The following is a 19,199-nucleotide window of genomic DNA, read 5'->3' as shown; positions in this document are numbered from 1 at the left end:
AGTGATAAAGAGGCCGCCTCAGTTGGCGGCCTTTTTCATTATATGCTGTCCAGCTATCCGAGAGGGAGTCGGCCTAATCGTGAAACCTTATCTGATCGCGCTCGTTGTCATCGCATGGTTGTCGCCGGCCCGGGCGCAGACCTTGCCGGGCGGCTTCGTCTTTTTGCGCGACATCGATCCCGGCATTCTCCAGGACATCCGCTATGCCGGGCCGAATAATTTCGTCGGCCGGCCGCTCCCGGGGTACGACGCGGCCGAATGCGTGGTGAAGCGCGACGTCGGACTGGCGCTTAAACGCGTGCAGGCGGAACTCGCGCCGCAAAAACTGTCCTTGAAGATGCTGGATTGCTACCGCCCGGCGCGCGCGGTGCATGAGATGGTGCTGTGGGCGCAGGACGGCCGCAAGACGCCGGCCGAGCATCGGTACAATCCCGCGTTCAGCAAGCAGGACCTATTCCGGCTCGGCTATATCGCCGAACATTCCGGCCATTCGACGGGTGCGGCGGTCGATCTGACGCTGGTTGATCTGACCGCCGGTCGTTCGCCGGCCTTCGATCCCAACAAGGCCTATGCCGATTGTACCGCGCCCGAAGCCGCCCGCGCGCCCGAAGGCAGCGTCGACATGGGCACCGGTTATGACTGTTCCGATCTGAAAGCGCATACCGCGGCCAGTTCGATCACGCCGGCCCAGCGCCGGTGGCGAAATACGTTAATTACCGCGATGGCGAAGCAGGGGTTTGTGAACTACGCCAAGGAATGGTGGCATTTTTCGCTGCCGGGCAGGGCAGGTCCCGCCTATGATTTTCCGATCACAACGCACCGCAACTAGCCTTTGCTGGCGTGAAGTTGAGCCTGTTCCGGCGTAAGCTGATTCTTGGGATGCCGAGGGAAAAGCCATGACGCAGGGTTCATTCGCGACGCATGAAGTGCTGAACCAGTCGCCGCCATTCTGGGACGTCAATTTGTTCGCGGTTGATAAGCCCCTGATGGACGCGGTCGCGGTCAATGGCGGTGGTTCCGCGCAACAGGAATTGTCCGGGTTCGGGCAGCACTGGGGATCAGCCGCGATGGCTGAGCGGGGCAGAGTCGCCAACGAGAACACGCCAAAACTGAAGACGTTCGACTCCCGGGGCAATCGGCGTGACCAGATCGAGTTTCATCCGGCCTATCATGAATTGATGGCGCACAGCGCCCATGCCGGTGTGCACAATTCAACCTGGACTCCTGAGGGCAAGCCCGCCGGCGGCGCGGCCGAGGTGGTGCGTGCGGCAAAGTTCTATATGGCGGCCCAGGTCGAGACCGGGCATCTGTGCCCGATCACCATGACCCGGGCGTCGGTCGCGGCTTTGGCGACGCAGCCGGATCTGCTGGCGAAGACGATGCCGGTGATCGCGACGCGCGCCTATGATCCGACCTTTGCGCCATGGCCGGCCAAGCGCGGCATGACGCTCGGCATGGGCATGACCGAGAAGCAGGGCGGCACCGATGTGCGCTCCAACATGACGCGCGCAGTCCGTGACGGCGACGCCTATCGCATCACCGGGCATAAATGGTTCATGTCGGCGCCGATGTGCGATGCGTTCCTGGTATTGGCGCAGGCCGATGAAGGGCTGACATGCTTCTTCATGCCGCGCTTTACGCCGGACGGATCGGTCAATTCGATCGCGTTCCAGCGCCTGAAAGACAAGCTCGGCAACCGCTCCAACGCTTCGTCCGAAGTCGAATTCAACGGCGCCTATGCGGAACGCGTCGGCGACGAAGGCAAGGGCATCCGCACCATCATCCAGATGGTGCAATTGACGCGGCAGGATTGCGCGATCGCCTCCGCCGGACTGATGCGCTCTGGATTGGCGCATGCGCTGCATCACGCGCGGCATCGCAGCGTGTTCCAGAAACATCTGGCCGATCAGCCGCTGATGCAGGCGGTGCTGTCTGACATGGCGCTGCATGTCGAGGCTTCCATTGCACTGGTCATGCGGCTGTGCCGCTCGTTCGACCGCGCGCCGGATGACGCGGGCGAGGCCGCCTATATGCGGCTGCTGACGCCGGCGATCAAATACTGGGTCTGCAAGAGCGCGCCGGGATTTTTGTACGAGGCGATGGAGTGCCTTGGCGGCAACGGCTATGTCGAAGAGGGCATTCTGGCGCGGCATTACCGGGAATCGCCGGTCAATGCGATCTGGGAAGGCTCGGGCAATGTGATGTGCCTCGATGTGTTGCGCGCGCTGTCGCGCGAGGCGGAGGCGGCGACAGCGGTGTTGCAGGCTCTCGCGGGCGAAACGGCCGGCTTGCCGGGGGCGGCCGAGGCGGTCGCGTTTATCGGCAAGACGTTCCGGCGGCCGGACGGCGAACGGGTAGCACGGCTGGCGGTTGAGAAATTGGCGCTGCTGGCTGCCGCGGCTGCGCTTAATCAAATATCGCCCCGCCACGCCGAATTGTTCGCGGCCACCCGGCTTGCCGGGAATCATCCGAGCATGTACGGCGCGGTCGATCTCGCTCCCGACGATGTCAGGGGATTGTTGGAGCGGGCGCTGCCGTGAATGCTTACCGAACCGTCATTGCCGGACTTGATCCGGCAATCCATCTCTTCATCAGACTCTTTATGAAGATGGATGGATGCCCGGATCAAGTCCGGGCATGACGACAACTGAAAGCCCGCTGATGGATTCCCTCGATCCCGCAAGTCCCGCCGCGCTGACGCCGGACGCGCCTGCGCCCGTCACTCCCGCGCAACGTCCGCCACGGATCTGGAAGTTCTGGGGCACCGCGTTATGGGGCCTGTTCATCTTTGCCGCGATGTTTTTGGGACAGTTGGCGGTGGTGGCCTGGTTCGTGCTGCGGCAGGACGGCCCGATCGATGTCGCGGCCGCTACGCGTGTGCTCGGCAGTGGCTTGACGATTTCGCTGTCCGTGATCACGGGTCTCCCGGCCGTCCTGGCCGCGCTGTGGCTCGCGATCCGCCTGTCGCGCACGCCGTTCGCCGATTATCTCGCGCTGCGCGGCATGAAATGGACCGAGCTTCTGATCGGCATCGTCGCACTCGTCGTACTGGTTCTCGGCTGGGACCAACTGTCGCGCGCGACGGGGCGCGACGCCACGCCGGGCTTCATGATGGATGTGCTGAAATCGGCGAGCGCCGACGGCGCGCTATGGCTTCTGGTGATCGCCTTCTGTGTCGCCGCACCCGTCACCGAAGAACTATTCGCGCGCGGCTTCCTGTTTCGGGGCTGGTCGGAGTCATTTCTCGGACCGTACGGCGCAATCCTGCTGTCGTCTGTCGTGTGGACCTCGCTGCACCTGCAATATGAATGGTTCTTCTTCGGCGAAGTGTTCTCGATCGGGCTGTTGCTGGGGTATCTGCGCTATCGCACCCGCTCGACCTGGCTGACGATCATCCTGCACGGGCTCAATAATCTTGGCGCGGTCGTGCAGACCTTTCTGCTGGCGGGGACGAATTAGCTTCAGTCCGTTTCGCGCAGCCGGGCCAGCCGATCCAGCGCGCCCTGCAGAATAAAAATCGCGGCGTGTTCGTCGATCACCTCTGCGCGCCGGGCGCGGCTCATGTCCATACCGATCAATTCGCGTTCGACGGCAACAGTCGAGAGCCGCTCGTCCCACAGCGCGATGGCCAGACGGGTGAGGGCAGAGAAATTGCGGGCGAAAGCGCGGGTCGATTGCGCGCGCGGGCCCTCGCTGGCGTCCATGTTGATCGGCAGGCCCAGCACAAAACCCACGGCGTTGCGCTCGGCGGCAATCGCGATCAGGCGTGCCGCATCGGCCTTGAACGCCTTGCGCTGGATGGTTTCGACGCCGGTGGCGAGCCGGCGATCGGGATCGGACACCGCGACGCCGATGGTCTTGGTGCCCAGATCGAGCCCGACCAGCGCGCCGCGTTCCGGCCAGTGCGCGACAGCGTCGATCAGCGGTAATATGGGGGCAGGCATCGCTTCGCATACCACGCGGGCGGCAAGCTGGCCAAACGAGGCGCCGTTTGAGGGTTTCGAGCCCAAATTGGCCGGTTAGGGGCCCCTCGCGGTTGCGGCGCAAAACCACCCTCTGCTATACGGCAGGCTGAAAATCGCCATTCGAGGCACTATTATAATGTCGGTCGATGCTGCCACCGTCCGCCGTATCGCGCATCTGGCGCGAATTGCGGTCACTGAACCGGAAATACCGCATCTGCAGGGCGAGCTGAACGCGATGCTGGCCTTTGTCGAGCAATTGTCCGAGGTCAATGTCGAGGGCGTCGAGCCGATGACCTCGGTGACCCCGATGGAAATGAAAAAGCGCGCCGACGTGGTCAATGACGGCGAGATCGCCGACGATGTGGTCAGGAACGCGCCGGAAACCCAGGATCACTTCTTCCTGGTGCCGAAGGTCGTGGAATAAGCGATAGCGTTTTCGAGCGAAGTGGAAATCCGATGTGCATGCTCTGCGACGATGAAAAGGCCTACGCGGCCTATATGAATTATATCGACGCCATGGAGCGTCAGGGCAAGGCGGCCGATCCCGACAAGGCGATGGATGCCGTGCTCGACCAGTTGGAAGCCGACGACAAGAAGCGCCGCGACGATCCGGCCAACGACAAGACACTGTCTCCCTTCTTCTGCAGCCCGGTTAATAAATGACCGATTTGACATCGCTGACTATCGCGCAGGCCAAGGCCGGCCTCGCGAGCAAATCCTTTACGTCGCTTGAACTGACCGACGCGCATCTGTCGGCGATCGAGGCTGCGCGCGCGCTCAACGCCTTTGTGCTGGAAACGCCGGATCAGGCCCGGGCCATGGCGCGTAAGGCCGACGCTGATATTGCCAGGGGCGACGGCGGTCCGCTCGCGGGCATTCCGCTCGGAATCAAGGACCTGTTTGCGACCAGGGACGTGCGCACCACCGCGTGCTCAAAGATCCTCGGCAATTTCGTGCCGCCATACGAATCCACCGTTACTTCGCAGCTCTGGCGCGACGGCGCCGTGATGCTCGGCAAGCTCAACAACGACGAATTCGCGATGGGTTCGTCGAACGAGACCTCGTGCTTCGGTCCGGTCGTTAATCCGTGGCGGCGCGAGGGTTCCAACACCACGCTGGTGCCGGGCGGCTCGTCCGGCGGTTCGGCGTCGGCGGTGGCGGCGCTGTTGTGCATGGGCGCGACCGCGACCGACACCGGCGGATCGATCCGCCAACCGGCGGCGTTTACTGCGACCGTCGGCATCAAGCCGACTTATGGGCGTTGTTCGCGCTGGGGCATCGTGGCGTTTGCCTCCTCGCTCGATCAGGCCGGCCCGATCGCGCGAACCACGCGCGATGCCGCGATCCTGATGCGTTCGATGGCCGGTCACGATCCCAAGGACACCACGTCGGTGGATCGTCCGGTGCCGGATTACGAAGCCGCGATTGGCAAGTCCGTGAAAGGCATGAAGATCGGCATCCCCAAGGAATATCGCCTCGACGGCATGCCCGCCGAAATCGAAAAGCTTTGGACCGAAGGCGCGGCGTGGCTGAAGGCCGCCGGTGCCGAACTGGTCGAGGTATCGCTGCCGCACACCAAATACGCGCTCCCGGCGTATTACATCGTGGCGCCCGCCGAAGCCTCGTCCAACCTCGCGCGCTATGACGGCGTGCGCTACGGGCTGCGTGTGCCCGGCCGCAGCATCGGCGAGATGTATGAGAACACCCGTGCCGAAGGCTTTGGCCCGGAAGTGCGCCGCCGCGTGATGATCGGCACCTATGTGCTCTCGGCCGGCTACTACGACGCGTATTACCTGCGCGCGCAAAAAGTCCGCACCTTGATCAAGAAGGATTTCGAGGATTGCTTTGCCAAGGGCGTCAACGCGATCCTGACGCCGGCGACGCCGTCGGCCGCGTTCGGCATCGGCGAAAAGGGCGCCGACCCCGTCGAGATGTACCTCAACGACATTTTCACGGTGACCGTGAACATGGCGGGATTGCCGGGCATCGCAATCCCGGCCGGCAAGGATAGCCAGGGTCTGCCGCTCGGTCTGCAATTGATCGGCCGTCCGTTCGATGAAGAGACGCTGTTCTCGCTCGGCGAGGTGATCGAGCAGGAAGCGGGCCGCTTCACGCCCGCGAAGTGGTGGTGACACCGGTGGATTTCAAAGCCAGCCTGTCGGACGCCGCGCCTGCGCCGGATCTGGCGCCGACGCTGGCGGCGATGTGGTGGGCGGCCAAGGGCGACTGGAACAAGGCGCACAGCATCGCTCAGGATGAAGAAACCTCGGAAGGGTCATGGGTGCATGCCTATCTGCACCGTGTCGAGGGCGATCTCGGCAATGCCGGCTATTGGTATCGCCGGGCCGGCAAACCGGTCGCGAACGGTCCGCTTGAAGCCGAATGGGAGCAGATTGTTCAATCCTTGCTCGGAAGCGGGCGGGTATAAGCGCCCCGGTGACGTTAACCCTGTTTGCGCCGGGCAGGCGCGGCCACGTCGGCGCCACCTTGTTCATGATAAGATTATCGTTAGCGGGGCGGGGTCCGCGGCAAGGTTTTGCGTGCGAGTGCTTGATATGCGGGCGTGGGTTCTAGCGGGAGCAGCCGTTGCATGCGCAGCGATCCTTGCCGGATGCGCGACGGTTTACAATTTGCCCGGCAATGCGCCGCTCGGCACGGCGCTCAGCGACAATAATGTTGGCCGCGCGGTTCCCTCTTCCGAGGACGATCTGCTGCTGGGATTGTCGTTCTCCGGGGGCGGCACGCGCGCGGCGGCGTTCTCTTTCGGGGTGCTGACCGAACTCGATCGCTCTCGTTCGGGTTCCAACCAGGCCAAAACGCTGCTCGACCGCGTCGACTTTGTCTCCGGCGTGTCCGGCGGCTCGGTGACGGCGGCCTATTTCGGTCTCAAGAAGCGCGCGGCCCTGGACGATTTCCGCGAACGTTTCCTGCTTCGCAACGCCGAGGAGGGCCTCAACACACGAGTATCGCTCGGCAATATCGGCCGCGCGCTGGGCGGCGGCGTCAATGACAGCCAGTTCACCAATTGGCTCGACCAAAACCTGTTCGATGGCGCCAAGTTCGATGTGTTCGGCGAGGAGCGGCGGCCGCGGGTCTGGATCAACGCTTCCGACATCTATAACCGCACGCCGTTCGTGTTCGGAAAGACCGCTTTCGACGCGTTGTGCAGCGACATCCGCTCCTACCGCGTGGCCGAAGCCGTCGCGGCCTCGGCGGCGGTGCCACTTGCCTTTGCGCCGATCGTGCTGGAGACCTATCCCGGCGGCTGCGCAACGCAATCGCCCGCATGGATCGAGCGCGCCCGTAGTGACCCGAACGCGCAACCGCTGTTGAAGGCATTCGCGGAAGCCAACGCGCGTTATCACGACGGCTCGATGCGCTACGTCAAACTGCTCGACGGCGGTCTCGTGGATAATTTCGGCCTGTCCGGGTTCAGCATCGGGTTGCTGGCGGCGCAGCGTCCGTTCGAGCCGATGACCGAGCGGCAGGCAGTGAGAGTACGCCGGATCATGTTCCTGGTGGTCGATGCCGGGCGCGACATCTCCGGCGACTTTGCGCAGCGGCTCGAGGGTCCCTCGGGCGTCGAACTGGTCGCAGCGACAGCCAATACCGCCATCGATGCCAGCGTGCGATCGAGTTACGCGGCGTTTTCGACCTTGATCAACGATTGGTCGGGCAAGGTGAAGCGCTGGCGCTGCGGATTGTCGGCAGCCGAGCGGTCGCGCCTCGGCGTCGGCCCGAACTGGCGCTGCGGTGACGTCAGCGTCCTGGTCGACCGGGTGAATTTCGACCAGCTAGGTCCCGCACGCGCCGGCATTCTCGGCGCCATCCCGACTCGTTTCGCACTGCCGCCGGAGCAGGTCGATCTTCTGATCGAAGGCGGCGCCGACGCGCTGCGCCAGAACAAGTCCTACCAGACGTTTCGCCGCGGACTTTGAACGATCTTTTGTTTTTACGCGTTTTCTTTACGCGAACCGGTACCCACTTCGCTCGAAAACGCTCTAAAAACGGCCAACTCTGCCGCTTGACTGGCGCCAGCCACGAAGCCAAATGATCCAGTACATTGCCTCCGGAAGCCGAAACGCCATGAACGCACCTGTAAAGCCGTCCAAACTGATCAAAGGCGCCACAGGCGACTGGGAAATGGTGATCGGGCTGGAAGTCCATGCCCAGGTCACCTCGCACTCAAAACTGTTTTCGGGGGCCTCGACCGAGTTCGGCGGCGAACCGAATGCCCATGTCTCGCTGGTCGATGCGGCGATGCCGGGCATGCTGCCGGTCATCAACGAGGAATGCGTCAAGCAGGCGGTTCGTACTGGTCTCGGGCTTAACGCCAAAATCAACCTGCGCTCGGTGTTCGACCGCAAGAACTATTTCTATCCGGATCTGCCGCAGGGCTACCAGATCAGCCAGTACAAGTCGCCGATCGTCGGTGAGGGCGAAGTGGTGATTGAACTGGCGGGCGGCGAAAGCGCCACCGTCGGCATCGAGCGGCTGCATCTGGAACAGGATGCCGGCAAGTCGCTGCACGACCAGAGCCCGAGCCTGTCGTTCGTCGACCTCAACCGCTCCGGTGTGGCGCTGATGGAGATCGTCTCCAAGCCGGATATCCGCTCGTCCGAACAGGCCAAGGCCTATGTGACGAAGCTGCGCTCGATCCTGCGCTATCTCGGTACCTGCGACGGCGACATGGAGAAGGGCAGCCTGCGCGCTGACGTCAATGTCAGCGTGCGCAAGCCGGGCGGCCCGCTCGGCACCCGCTGCGAGATCAAGAACATGAACTCGATCAGCTTCATCGGGGACGCGATCGAGTACGAGGCGCGGCGCCAGATCGAAATCCTCGAAGATGGCGGCGCCATCGACCAGGAAACCCGGCTGTACGATCCCAACAAGGGCGAGACCCGCTCGATGCGCTCCAAGGAAGAAGCGCATGACTACCGTTACTTCCCGGACCCTGATTTGTTGCCTCTGGAATTCAGCGAGGCCTATGTCGCCGCACTGAAAGAGCATTTGCCGGAATTGCCGGACCAGAAGAAGGCCCGCTTCATCGCCGAGTTCGGCCTCTCGTCCTACGACGCCAGCGTGCTGGTGGCCGAACGTGAGAGTGCGGACTTCTTCGAAACTGTGCTAGCGGGTCTCGCGAACAAGTCGCGCGATGGCAAACTCGCCGCCAACTGGGTGATCAACGAACTGTTCGGACGGCTGAACAAGGAAGGTCGTGATATTACGGGCTCGCCGGTGTCGGCGATCCAGTTGGCTGCCATCGTCGATCTGATCGGCGAGGGCACCATCTCCGGCAAGATCGCCAAGGATCTGTTCGAGATCGTCTGGCAGGAGGGCGGCGACCCGCGCGCGCTGGTCGAAGCACGCGGCATGAAGCAGGTCACCGACCTCGGCGCGATCGAAAAGGTGGTCGACGACATCATCGCGGCCAATCCCGACAAGGTCGCGCAAGCCCAGACCAAGCCGGCATTGATGGGCTGGTTCGTCGGTCAGGTGATGAAATCATCCGGCGGCAAGGCCAACCCGCAGGCCGTCAACGATCTGCTCAAGGCCAAACTCGGTATCTGAACCGCGCGCGATGTGACGCGGACGTCTTCCTGAAGTGATGCCTTCATCACTCCGACGCGACGGTTTCGTCGTTCACGTGACGCCGTTGCCATCGCCGTCGGCCGTTCATGAGCACGCTCGCGTGCATCAATTGTTCACCATAAGCGGCGATGCATCGCGCGAAATCGGAAATCGCGGCCAGCGAATCAGCCATGGCGATTCCCGCAAAAATCCGGTTTTGGCGAGCGAGGATGAGACGTAAGGCCGGCCAGCACGAAAATTTTTTCATTGCCAAAAATCGCGACTCAGAGTCCGCGCGGCGCGTTTTTTCGGGCGCCGATGAGTCGCGATGACGTCGAATTCGTGTCGCACGATCAATGCGTGAATTACGAAAACACTTGCAGCGCAGTGGTTTCCTGCGGTGTTGACAATCGAAAGCGTAACGTTTCCGCAGGCTACTTGCATCGCGATGTGGATGCGTTGTCGTGTCGTCGATCGACGCGCGTCGCGCGCTCTGCCATCGCTGCGTCAACACTTCCTTAAGCGAGACGCTGTTTTTTTAGATGCGTTGGTGTATTCGGGATGTAGTGCATTTCGATTCCCGAGTGCACGCAGCGATTAAGCCATCTCACTACATTAGGAGGGCAACATGGCCAAGAAAGCTAAGAAGGCAAAGAAGGCGAAGAGCGCAGTGAAGAAGACTGCGAAGAAGACCCGCAAGGTCGCCAAGAAGAAGAAGTAATCTCGCTTCTGAAAAATTGCCGGCGGCTTGATGCCGGCACGTCACAAGAGCCTTCAGGATAGTTTGCTTCTCGAAGCGGATTTTGAAAGCAGGCTCTGGTCGACGAAAGAGGGTGTCGGCGAGACATCAGGTCAAACGGCTGGATCGTCACTTCCGGGAGTTCGCTCTTGGAAACCGGTCCGGCAGAAGAAACAAGTTTTCTTCGTTCGGTGCGGATCTTGAGGTCCGCAATTTCGCGGGGCCGCAAAGCCCGGTTGAAATCTGGTCCTGACGTGTTCGCCGACGCCCTCGTTCCCTGCCGGTGCCGATAGCGCCCGGCGCGGCGCCAAGATCGAAATCCTTTTAATCCTTAAATGCATGTCCTGATCAGCCACGGCATCGAGCCGGGGCTTTTATGCGTTGGCGTTCCGTAATGGCAGGGCGGGCCGGACGACGCACCCGTGCAGTTTATCCGGGAAGTGCCAGCTTCGACCCGGCGGCGGGCGACGATGACGGCGGATGCCAAGGCGTTTGCGGCCAATGGTTATCGTTTAGCGAAATGGCACGGTAAACCAAATTCCCGAAAGCGGCAGTAAGCCCTGCAAAACCGCGGCTTTTGCGATTTCTCAGGCATGCGCGACCGCCAATCGTTTACGCCGCATTCATCGCGATACTTAAACTGCTCTTCAAATTTGATGGGTCATGATGATCCCAACAAGCCGGCAAACGGCGGTTGGGTAACAAGGGCGTTTTTAACAGTTGGACGGGGGCCGCGCTCGGAGCAGCGCGGTCAAAAAATCAAAAAAGGGGATAACAGATGTTTCAGGGGCACATCGATCTGGATACCGCAACGCCGGTGGACGCAAACGCGATCCCGGATGTGTTGTTCGAGCGCGGACTGTACTGGGCAAGCGGCCGTTCCGGCGTGGTCAATCTGGTCGCCGCGCATAAATGGTTCAACCTCGCCGCCGTGAAAGGCCGCGCCGATGCCATTGCGATGCGCCGCGAGGTCGCCGAGATGATGTCGGAAGTTGAAATCGCCACCGCCCAGCGCGAAGCCCGGGCCTGGATGACGACGCAGCATTGAGCCTGTCAGGGGAGGGCTGTCGCGCCCCTTCGCTTGTTGCTTCGATTACCGTCGCTTCCGGGCGGCGCCGAAGCCATCGATGCCGGCATATGCGCGGCGGCGTTCTATCTGCTGACAGTCATACCGGTGCGCGCTTGCCTCGTGGCACGCGCCGAAGAGCTACGCGTAATCGCTGCGGGGCCGGTGTTCCTCCACGTCGGTACCACGTTCGAAGAACCGATAGAGGTCTGGTATGACCCGACCGAAGGCGCCACGACGGATCCGTATCCCTCCGTGCCGGTGGTTTGCGCCAGCGCAAACGTGCTGGTGAGCGTGAGCGCCGTTGCCAGCGCGATGGTTGTGACTTTGGTTGTAACTTTCATGGGGTGATCTCCGTCTCCATTAGATAGGAGACAACCGCGTCATCCGCTCATCCGTTCCGTTCAACTCTTCTTTAGCGAGCCGCCATTTACTTACGGTTCTGTAATCCGGCTGGATGGCAGAGCGTCGGTAGAATTATCGCGAAGGCCACGTCCAGTCGGGCGTTGTGCCGTCCCGGTCGATGGTTTCGCCCAATTGCTTCTCCAGTACGATCTGCCGGCTTTCGGTTTCGGCGTCCAGCGCGGAAACCAGCGCCTGCGCGTGTGAAACCAGGATCATCTGCGAATGTTTCGACGCCTGCGCAATCAAGCGGGCGAGCGGCGGCAGCAAATCCGGATGCAGGCTGGTTTCCGGTTCGTTGAGGATCATCAAGGCTGGTGGCCGTGGCGAGAGCAGTGCTGCGACGAGCAGAAGATAGCGCAGAGTGCCGTCAGATAATTCGGCGGCACTGAGCGGCCGAAGCAGGCCGTGCTGATACATTTCGAGTTCGAAATATCCGTTTGTGTCGTTCACCTCGATATGCGCGCCGGGAAAAGCATCGGCAATGGCGGTGTCCATTGTTTCGGCGTCGCCGATTTCGCGGATGGTTTGCACGGCTGCGGCCAAATCCGATCCATCACTCGCCAGTACCGGCGTGTAGGTGCCGATCTGCGGCCTGCGCGAAGGCGCTTCCCGATCAGTTCGGAGATGGTCGTAAAACCGCCAGTCCCGCATCCGCTCGCGCAGCGTCAGAAGTTCGAGCCCGTCGCGGGGATCGCCGCAGTGGGTCATCATGCTGTCGAAAGAGGCGAGGTGTTGGTAGGCTTGCCGCCATTCGCCGCTGTCGTTTCGAATCCGCACCGAGGGACCGTTACGAACGGCAAATGCGTTGGCCCGTCCGAGCCGTTCACCGGTCCATAGGCTTTCAACCTTGATTTCCGGATCGCTCGAGAATTTCGAACGCGAATCCGGCAATGGCAGGCCAAGATCGATGGCATAACCATAATCGGTCCCGGAAAATCCCAGCTTCAGACCAACGGGATTTTTGCGGACCAGACCCTGCACCGGCTGCGCGCCGGCCTTCATGGCCCGGGAAAATGCTTCGGGGCCCGCCCACAATGTCGATTGCAGGCCTCCCTCGGAGGCCAACGAGTGAATGATGCGACCCTGTGCGACGTCTGCCAGGAGCCTCAGTCCGCGATATAGGCTGGATTTACCACTGCCATTGGCACCAGTGACGACATTAAGCGCGCCGATCGACAAGCGGATGTCGCGCAGCGAGCGATAGCCGGAAATGGCAAGTCTAGTCATCATGAAACAAGACCCGGATCGATCGTGCGCCGGCCGGCTATCTTGTTCGTGGAAAGCAAAATCGCAGGGATGGCGGAGCCGGAGGGATTCGAACCCTCGATAGGGCTTTACAACCCTATAACGGTTTAGCAAACCGCCGCCTTCAGCCACTCGGCCACAGCTCCGTTGGCGCCGATATGCCCGACGCGGGGGCGAGCCGCAAGCGGCCAATTGCGCTCCGGCGAATTCCCGGCGATTTAGTTCCGAGGAGGCGCCCGATGATAGCGCCCCAGATCAAAGCAAAAGCCCTGGAAAGGTCCCGATAGACCTGCGACCCCGTATTACAACGGGGTTTCGATCACGCGCGCGTGTTATTTGTGCAACATCGGTCCGAAAACAGAGGGTTGGGGGCGCTTGGAACGCCTCCTTTATGTTGCGTGTGCAGAGACGTTCGGTAAGTGTGGTGTCGCGACGGAGGGGGGCACCCAAGGTCGTTCCGTTCTAAGTAGTTCGCTGTCCCGTTGTGGGTATGTGCGAACACGAAGTAGCTGAGCAGTGTTCCTCTTTCGGGGGGACGAGGGACCTGCTCAGCGACGACGGCCTGACCGCCGGCTAATCCGTCCGGCAATTCCCGCCAATCCCGAAACGTCAGCATATAGCCTCGCACCGTACGATTGGCTCTGAATGAATCAGAACCAACGCTTCGATTCCATGTGTGACGCGCTGCTTTATCCCTGAACGACCGAAGCCACCCGGCCAAAAGGGGGGCTGAGGTAACTCTCTTTCAAAACGCCTAGCGGATCTGGATCGACTCCGCGATCGCGGCAGTCGACTCGACGAAGCTTCGCGGACAATTGTCGGCCGCGAGCTTCAACAGGCGCAATGCTTCCTTCTTGTTCTTCTTCACCAGCGCCAGTTCTCCGCCGTAGAAATTGGCTTCGCAAGTTTGCGCCTGCTTGGTTCGCGGATCGTTATCGGCGGCAGCCGCGACGGTCTGTTCGGCGTTCAGCTCGCCAAGGAATTGACGGATCACCGGCGCCGGCCACACCGTCATATCCAGTTGCTTGGCGGCCTCCGCCAGATGCCCCGTGACATTGTTGGTGCGCCGCTCGGCGAGCTCTCGCCAAAGCGCGGCATAGGCGTCCTTTGGATTAAGCTCGCTGGCCTTCTTGAAATCCGCGACCGCATCCGCAAGACGACCGCCGACGACAAAATACGCGACACCCCGGTTGAAGTAGGCTGTCGCATCTTCGGTGTCGAACTTGATCGCCTTGGTGAAGTCTTCCAGCGCGCCGGGGTTATTGCCCAGCATGTAGGACAGACGCCCCCGCGTGAAATAGGCCGAGGCATAATTGGAGTCGAGCCGGATCGACTCGTTCAAGTCGGTCATGGCGCGGTTGAGGTCACCCTGGCTTCTGTACACGTCGCCCCGGGCGAGGAAAACCATGGCATAGTTGGGATCGAGCCGGATCGCCTCGTTCAGGTCGGCTAAAGCGTGCTCGAAGTCGCCCTTGTTTTTGTAAAGATTGCCCCGGTTGGTATAGGCCCATGCGTTTTTTGGATCGAGCCGGATCGCTTCGCTGAAGTCAGCGAAGGCGTGATCGACGTCGGATTTGAGCAGGTAGGCATTGCCGCGATTGACGTAGGCGGCGGCGTAACGGCTGTCAGCCTTGATGGCTTCGTTGCAATCCGACAACGCGCGATCAGAATCTTTCTTGGCCCACCACCATCCACAGCGGCTGGCGAATGCGACGGCGCGGTTGGCTGCAGTTACCTTGAGATCATTGATGACGCGGTCGCACGCCGCAATACTTTCATCGGCCTTGCCGATCTGTCCGGCAAATTTGCAAAGATTGAGATCGCTTTGACTGTCGGCCAGAACCGGCCCGGAGAACGCAAGCGATGTGACCAATGCAGCGAGGAGCATCGAAAAGCGCATATTCCCTCCGGTTTTCCCGTCGCTACGGACGGTTCAAATCCCATCCGGTTACCTACGTCGCGAAGCGGCTGTCGCGCAACAAGCTTGAAGCGATCGATGCGCACCGTGCGCGACAGAATGCGGCCATTAGCCCAATCGACAATAATTTCGACGTCTGTGTGTGGAGCGGCACGTGATAGATGCGGGTCCGCAAGCGAGCGATAAGGCCGCGGCACGCGTCGACGCATCATTTTTTCGTTGCGTTCGCTTGGCCCATCTTGAGCCTTCCATATGACGGAAAATAGGGCAATGAACGGCGTCTCCTTGCGCCGATTCGAAGCACCAATAATCGCGTCTAATGAGGATGTTTTTTCCCGCGTTGCAACGAACGGTCGTGCTGCAAAGAGTCCGGTTTGTCTCTCGCACAGCGAAATAGGAGAGAGAAAGTACATATATAATCAGTTACTTAGAATGATTTTCGATCCGCCAGCCATGCATGCAGATTTGCAACACACGCCGGAAAAAGGGTGCGGATCGAGTTTCACATGACAAGTTTAAATTGCGTTTCATTTGGCACAGGGCAATCCTAGTCCAACAAATAGGCATCTTCAGTTCGTCCGTCGGTGACTTTTCGTAGGCGAAACTAAAGTGACCGCAAGACGGACAGGAGTCCGCGTTTCACAGCATCATTAGGGGGACACATGAAATTAAACAGTAAAGCGCTCCTTGCGGCAGCGGGTCTCGCCGCGTTCGCATTTTCGCCGGCGCATGCAACCGAGGGCGGCAACGTACTAACGAAGGCGGGTGCTTTTATCGGAGCGAGCGCCGGTGTTCCGCCGCCGGGCATCTATATGTTCAACCAAATATTCACGTATCAATCGAACCTGACCGGCCCGGGGACCGCTTTGCTTAATGCTCCTGGCTCAAGAAGGACCGGAGTTCAGGGAAGCGTTGACGTTCAAGGCTTCCTGTTCGTTCCTGGTTGGACCTTCTTGGGTGCGACCTATGATGCTGTCTTCGTGCAACCCTTTATCTCGCAGAGCCTCGGTAGTCCCATCAACTCGCAAGCTGCCGGCATGTTCAATAGCTATGTCGTGCCGATCGAATTGAGCTGGAAGCTCGGCACCAGCGGCTTTGCCGTCAAGACCGGTATTGGCATTGGCTTGGACGATGGAACTGTGACGGGTGCCAATGGTCTCGGCAACGTCGCTAATCCATACTACACATTCCAGCCCGAATTGATCCTTTCGTATCTGAAGGATGGCTGGAACCTGTCGGTCGCCATGTACGATGAAATCAATACTGAAAACAGGATCACGCACTACACGACGGGTAATATCTTCCATGCGGACTTCACCGCTACCAAGACCTTCGGGAAGTGGACGGTTGGTCCGGTAGCTTATTTCGTCGGCCAGGTTACGGATGACAAATGTCCGATCTCCTGCCTTGCAACTGGCGAGAGCACGCTGCTTCACTCTTCAAAATATTCGGTTTGGGCAGTTGGTGGCCTCGTCGAATATAATTTCGGACCAGCGAGCTTGTCGGTTTGGGCGACGCAAGAGGTTTCGGCGAAGGTTTCAAATCCCGCTGCCCTCGCAGCTATCGGCTTCGATCCTTCTGTGGTTACTCAGGGCGCGACGGTCTTCGCGACCCTCAGCTATCGTCTGTGGGCTCCTGAGGAACCGCCAAAGCCGGCTATGTACCACAAGTAAGCTCTGGCTAACAAAAGTCCCCCTTTCGATAGACGGTTTATCGTCTATCGGGAGGGGGATTTTCTTTTGTGTTGCGGCATGCCCGCACGCGAAGCGCCCACCCAGCGCGCATCCATTGCCGGGCAAGTTATCGCTCAACCCTCAAATGAATAAGCGGCAGGACGGATCTATTCGAGGCTGCCGCGGTGCAGGTCGGCCTCGATCTGGAGCCGCGTTCCGCCGCCAAATCGCGCACGATAGACCTGCAGATTTTCCATGATCCGCTGCACGTAATTACGCGTCTCGGAGAACGGAATCTGCTCGACCCAGTCGACCGCGTCGACCTTGGGGTCGCGCGGATCGCCATAGCGATCGACCCACTTCTTCACGCTGCCGCGGCCGGCATTGTAGGCCGCAAATGTCATGATGTAGGAGCCGCGGTAGTCCTCGATCAGGCCGCCGAGTTCGGCCGCGCCCAATGCGGCATTGTAGACCGGATCGTTCTTGAGCCGGCCGAGGTCGAAACTGGCGCCGTATTTCTTGCAGACATATTTGCCGGCATCGGGCGTCACCTGCATCAGCCCATAGGCTTGCGCGGGCGAGACCACGGCGGGATTGAACGCGCTCTCCTGACGCGCGATAGCGAAAATGATGCTTTGCTCGACATCGGGCCCGATCGACTTGAACGGCGGAATTCCGTTCACCGGATAGGCATAGAAATCAAACGGCAGTCCGCGGTTGAGCGCAGCCTTGCCGGCCAGCAACATCGCGCGCGCATCGCTGTTGCGCCCGGCCAGTTCGCCAAGTCCCACCAATACATCGGGATCGCCGTTCTCGCCCATGTCGCCGAAAATCGGGATCGCAATTTCGCGCTCATCCAGCGCATAGAGCAGCGCTACGGCGCGAACCACCTCGAGCCGTTCGATCGAGCGCCCGCGGGCGGTGGGCACGTCGTTCAAGTCGATCTGCGGCAGGCCGAGCTTGGCGCGCGCAAGTTGGCCGTAATAGCTGGTGGATTGCTCTGCCGCTGCGGCGTAAGCGGTGCGGGCATCCTGGGAGCGGCCTGCGGCTTCGGCGGCGCGGCCCTGCCAATAGCCGGCCCGTGCCAGCGCGGTCGGGTTGACGCTGCCGACGCCGATACGCGCAAAGTGCTGCGCGGCTGTTGCGGGATCGTTGAGAAAGCGCAGCGCAATCCAGCCTGCAGTGAATTCTTGTTCGGTCTTGTAGATATCGCGCGCGGGCAGGGCGGCGTCGCGCGCGATCAGGTAAGCGTTGCGATGCTCGCCGACGTCGAGCATTTTGCGCGCCAGCAGCCGCCGCTCGATCCACCATTCATCCAGATTGTAGAGCCGATTGGGATCTTTTGGTGCATTCAGCATCAGTTGCGCGGCCTCGGGGAATTTCTCCTCCCGCCGCAGCAACTGGATCCTGCTGAAAATGTAGCCGGGATCGCTGCGCAACTCGCCGGGGACCGCTTCGAGCAGAGCGCGGGCGTTGGAAGCCTTGCGATTGGAGGCGATCCGCGCTTTCACCAGCGCGACCTCGCCGCTGCCGAGCCGTTTGGCGGCGCGCAGCGCGGCGGCCTCCTGCTCGGTGCCGTACGCCATCAGGTCCATGCGCGCCTTCTGATCGCCCGGCGTCAGCAGCGCGCCGAACAGATCGAGCGCGGTGTTCTCGGTGTCCTCCGACATCGCATCGTTGCGCCAGGCCTCGCGCACCAGGCGCTCCGCATTGGCCCGGTCGCCGCGCCCGATCATCGCCCGCGCCAGCGCGAAGCGGCCTTTGGCGGACAAAGGCGAGTCGTTCTCGAACCACGCCCATACGGTCGCGTCGTCGCGATGGTCGTCCCACAGCGCCGCTTCGCCGCGCCGGCGCAGGAATGTCTGCGAAGGCCAGCTCGGATTGGCCGTGATGAAGGCGCGGTAGCGCTCGACCGACGCGCCATTGTCGTCGCTGCGCAGGATGATCCACTCGGCGAGTTTTCGCGCAACCGGGTCCGATATGTCAGCTTCGGCCTGCGTCGCATCCGCCGGCTTATGCTTGCGCACGAGTTCGATGACATTCTCCAGCGCGTCGGTATCGGCCTGCGAGGTCGACGACGTCGCGGCCACCGCCGCAGTCGCCGGCGGTTTGCGGGCGGGCGGCAAAGCCGCATGCTGGCGCGTCGCGGGCATGATCGCGGCCGTGGCCGGCACGGCGGGAGAATTTTTGGCAGCGGTGGTCGACGCAGGCGCCGTTGCGGGCGTGGTTTTGGGTATGACGTTGCGTGCGATCGGACGGGGCTTCGGCAAGGGAATCTTGGGCTTGGCCGCCGACGCATCGCTCGCCCACGCCGCCAACCCCAGAACCAGCGCCAGGGTTGTCGTCATTGCCGTCGATCGCAATGCGGCGGCACGGGCAGATTTGGTCACGGCGTTCCTTTGCGGCGAATCACGGAATGGCGCTCGTCTAGGTCTATTTGATTGAATATGTGGACAAAATAACAAATACGTTCGCGCGGCCCAATGTTTGCGCCATCACCGCGGCAAAATCGCGGCTGTCGGGGTGGTCCTTGGCCGCGGAACACGGGTGGGATAAGGCCGCGGGATGGCTCAGGCCTTTCGCGGCATCGCCGGACCCGGTATGAATAGGGGCGGCA

17 protein-coding genes and 1 tRNA gene are annotated in these 19,199 nt (G+C 61.2%); 12 read left to right on the top strand and 6 right to left on the bottom strand.

Going from position 1 to position 19,199, the window contains the following annotated elements:
• The first annotated feature begins 79 nt into the window (after positions 1-79).
• The 3 genes from HB676_RS29775 (at position 80) to HB676_RS29765 (ending at position 3,459) form a co-directional block, all read left to right on the top strand.
• Positions 80-829, top strand: coding sequence for a M15 family metallopeptidase (locus HB676_RS29775; protein ID WP_213742060.1), 750 nt, complete (start codon positions 80-82; stop codon positions 827-829).
• Between the two features lie 67 nt (positions 830-896).
• A complete protein-coding gene (locus tag HB676_RS29770; protein ID WP_213742059.1) occupies positions 897-2,540 on the top strand; it encodes an acyl-CoA dehydrogenase family protein in 1,644 nt (547 codons plus the stop codon).
• A 97-nt stretch (positions 2,541-2,637) separates the two neighbouring features.
• Complete coding sequence (locus HB676_RS29765) at positions 2,638-3,459, top strand: CPBP family intramembrane glutamic endopeptidase (RefSeq protein WP_249780531.1); 822 nt, start codon at positions 2,638-2,640, stop codon at positions 3,457-3,459.
• 2 nt (positions 3,460-3,461) lie between these two features.
• Here the strand turns inward: HB676_RS29765 and ruvX are convergent, their stop codons facing one another.
• Positions 3,462-3,944, bottom strand: coding sequence for a Holliday junction resolvase RuvX (gene ruvX, locus HB676_RS29760; RefSeq protein ID WP_213742058.1), 483 nt, complete (start codon positions 3,942-3,944; stop codon positions 3,462-3,464).
• 157 nt (positions 3,945-4,101) lie between these two features.
• On the opposite strand from ruvX, the gene gatC reads away from it, so the two are divergent.
• The 6 genes from gatC (at position 4,102) to gatB (ending at position 9,536) form a co-directional block, all read left to right on the top strand.
• Entirely contained in the window at positions 4,102-4,389 is a 288-nt protein-coding gene (gatC, locus tag HB676_RS29755) for an Asp-tRNA(Asn)/Glu-tRNA(Gln) amidotransferase subunit GatC (RefSeq protein WP_213742057.1), read from the top strand.
• Between the two features lie 32 nt (positions 4,390-4,421).
• Positions 4,422-4,628 carry a hypothetical protein gene (locus tag HB676_RS29750; RefSeq protein ID WP_213742056.1) on the top strand — a complete coding sequence of 69 codons (207 nt, stop codon included), beginning with the start codon at positions 4,422-4,424 and terminating at the stop codon, positions 4,626-4,628.
• Positions 4,625-6,097, top strand: coding sequence for an Asp-tRNA(Asn)/Glu-tRNA(Gln) amidotransferase subunit GatA (gene gatA, locus HB676_RS29745; protein ID WP_213742055.1), 1,473 nt, complete (start codon positions 4,625-4,627; stop codon positions 6,095-6,097). Before HB676_RS29750 ends, gatA begins: the two co-directional genes overlap by 4 nt.
• On the top strand, positions 6,094-6,393 hold the full coding sequence (locus HB676_RS29740; RefSeq protein WP_346347451.1) for a hypothetical protein: 300 nt from the start codon (positions 6,094-6,096) through the stop codon (positions 6,391-6,393). Before gatA ends, HB676_RS29740 begins: the two co-directional genes overlap by 4 nt.
• Positions 6,394-6,520: 127 nt before the next feature.
• Positions 6,521-7,903: a patatin-like phospholipase family protein gene (locus tag HB676_RS29735; protein WP_213742053.1), complete on the top strand. Its 1,383-nt coding sequence runs from the start codon at positions 6,521-6,523 to the stop codon at positions 7,901-7,903.
• A 148-nt stretch (positions 7,904-8,051) separates the two neighbouring features.
• Positions 8,052-9,536, top strand: a complete 1,485-nt coding sequence (gene gatB / locus HB676_RS29730) for an Asp-tRNA(Asn)/Glu-tRNA(Gln) amidotransferase subunit GatB (RefSeq protein WP_213742052.1) — start codon at positions 8,052-8,054, stop codon at positions 9,534-9,536.
• A gap of 46 nt (positions 9,537-9,582) precedes the next feature.
• Here the strand turns inward: gatB and HB676_RS29725 are convergent, their stop codons facing one another.
• The gene (locus HB676_RS29725) at positions 9,583-9,729 is read right to left on the bottom strand and encodes a hypothetical protein (RefSeq protein WP_213742051.1); all 147 of its coding nucleotides are present in this window, start codon (positions 9,727-9,729) and stop codon (positions 9,583-9,585) included.
• Positions 9,730-11,053: 1,324 nt separating this feature from the next.
• On the opposite strand from HB676_RS29725, the gene HB676_RS29720 reads away from it, so the two are divergent.
• Entirely contained in the window at positions 11,054-11,323 is a 270-nt protein-coding gene (locus HB676_RS29720; protein ID WP_213742050.1) for a hypothetical protein, read from the top strand.
• A gap of 33 nt (positions 11,324-11,356) precedes the next feature.
• Entirely contained in the window at positions 11,357-11,692 is a 336-nt protein-coding gene (locus HB676_RS29715) for a hypothetical protein (protein WP_213742049.1), read from the top strand.
• 126 nt (positions 11,693-11,818) lie between these two features.
• Here the strand turns inward: HB676_RS29715 and HB676_RS29710 are convergent, their stop codons facing one another.
• The 3 genes from HB676_RS29710 to HB676_RS29700 all read right to left on the bottom strand — a co-directional run bounded on the left by HB676_RS29710 (position 11,819) and on the right by HB676_RS29700 (position 14,891).
• The gene (locus tag HB676_RS29710; protein WP_213742048.1) at positions 11,819-12,976 is read right to left on the bottom strand and encodes an AAA family ATPase; all 1,158 of its coding nucleotides are present in this window, start codon (positions 12,974-12,976) and stop codon (positions 11,819-11,821) included.
• A 67-nt stretch (positions 12,977-13,043) separates the two neighbouring features.
• Positions 13,044-13,137: transfer RNA gene (locus HB676_RS29705), tRNA-Ser, on the bottom strand.
• Positions 13,138-13,745: 608 nt separating this feature from the next.
• Positions 13,746-14,891, bottom strand: coding sequence for a tetratricopeptide repeat protein (locus HB676_RS29700; protein WP_213742047.1), 1,146 nt, complete (start codon positions 14,889-14,891; stop codon positions 13,746-13,748).
• A 680-nt stretch (positions 14,892-15,571) separates the two neighbouring features.
• Between HB676_RS29700 and HB676_RS29695 the strand changes: the two genes are divergently transcribed.
• Entirely contained in the window at positions 15,572-16,582 is a 1,011-nt protein-coding gene (locus HB676_RS29695; RefSeq protein WP_213742046.1) for a transporter, read from the top strand.
• Positions 16,583-16,749: 167 nt separating this feature from the next.
• On the opposite strand, the gene HB676_RS29690 is transcribed toward HB676_RS29695, so the two are convergent.
• On the bottom strand, positions 16,750-18,972 hold the full coding sequence (locus HB676_RS29690) for a lytic transglycosylase domain-containing protein (RefSeq protein WP_346347450.1): 2,223 nt from the start codon (positions 18,970-18,972) through the stop codon (positions 16,750-16,752).
• Positions 18,973-19,199: the final 227 nt, after the last annotated feature.

Origin of the sequence: Bradyrhizobium sp. dw_411, assembly GCF_018449695.1 — a bacterium.
In the GTDB taxonomy this organism is placed as follows: Bacteria; Pseudomonadota; Alphaproteobacteria; order Rhizobiales; family Xanthobacteraceae; genus Bradyrhizobium.
Note: the sequence above shows the minus strand (reverse complement) of the source record. Positions and strands in the feature narration are given on the sequence as shown.

What these genes read in the sequence shown, in the direction of transcription:
- HB676_RS29765 (WP_249780531.1), top strand. Translation starts at nt 2,638, where the DNA reads ATGACGACAACTGAAAGCCCGCTGATGGATTCCCTCGATCCCGCAAGT.
- gatB (WP_213742052.1), top strand. Translation starts at nt 8,052, where the DNA reads ATGAACGCACCTGTAAAGCCGTCCAAACTGATCAAAGGCGCCACAGGC.
- HB676_RS29750 (WP_213742056.1), top strand. Translation starts at nt 4,422, where the DNA reads ATGTGCATGCTCTGCGACGATGAAAAGGCCTACGCGGCCTATATGAAT.
- HB676_RS29735 (WP_213742053.1), top strand. Translation starts at nt 6,521, where the DNA reads ATGCGGGCGTGGGTTCTAGCGGGAGCAGCCGTTGCATGCGCAGCGATC.
- HB676_RS29700 (WP_213742047.1), bottom strand. Translation starts at nt 14,891, where the DNA reads ATGCGCTTTTCGATGCTCCTCGCTGCATTGGTCACATCGCTTGCGTTC.
- gatC (WP_213742057.1), top strand. Translation starts at nt 4,102, where the DNA reads ATGTCGGTCGATGCTGCCACCGTCCGCCGTATCGCGCATCTGGCGCGA.
- HB676_RS29710 (WP_213742048.1), bottom strand. Translation starts at nt 12,976, where the DNA reads ATGATGACTAGACTTGCCATTTCCGGCTATCGCTCGCTGCGCGACATC.
- HB676_RS29725 (WP_213742051.1), bottom strand. Translation starts at nt 9,729, where the DNA reads ATGGCTGATTCGCTGGCCGCGATTTCCGATTTCGCGCGATGCATCGCC.
- HB676_RS29720 (WP_213742050.1), top strand. Translation starts at nt 11,054, where the DNA reads ATGTTTCAGGGGCACATCGATCTGGATACCGCAACGCCGGTGGACGCA.
- gatA (WP_213742055.1), top strand. Translation starts at nt 4,625, where the DNA reads ATGACCGATTTGACATCGCTGACTATCGCGCAGGCCAAGGCCGGCCTC.
- HB676_RS29770 (WP_213742059.1), top strand. Translation starts at nt 897, where the DNA reads ATGACGCAGGGTTCATTCGCGACGCATGAAGTGCTGAACCAGTCGCCG.
- HB676_RS29695 (WP_213742046.1), top strand. Translation starts at nt 15,572, where the DNA reads ATGAAATTAAACAGTAAAGCGCTCCTTGCGGCAGCGGGTCTCGCCGCG.
- ruvX (WP_213742058.1), bottom strand. Translation starts at nt 3,944, where the DNA reads ATGCCTGCCCCCATATTACCGCTGATCGACGCTGTCGCGCACTGGCCG.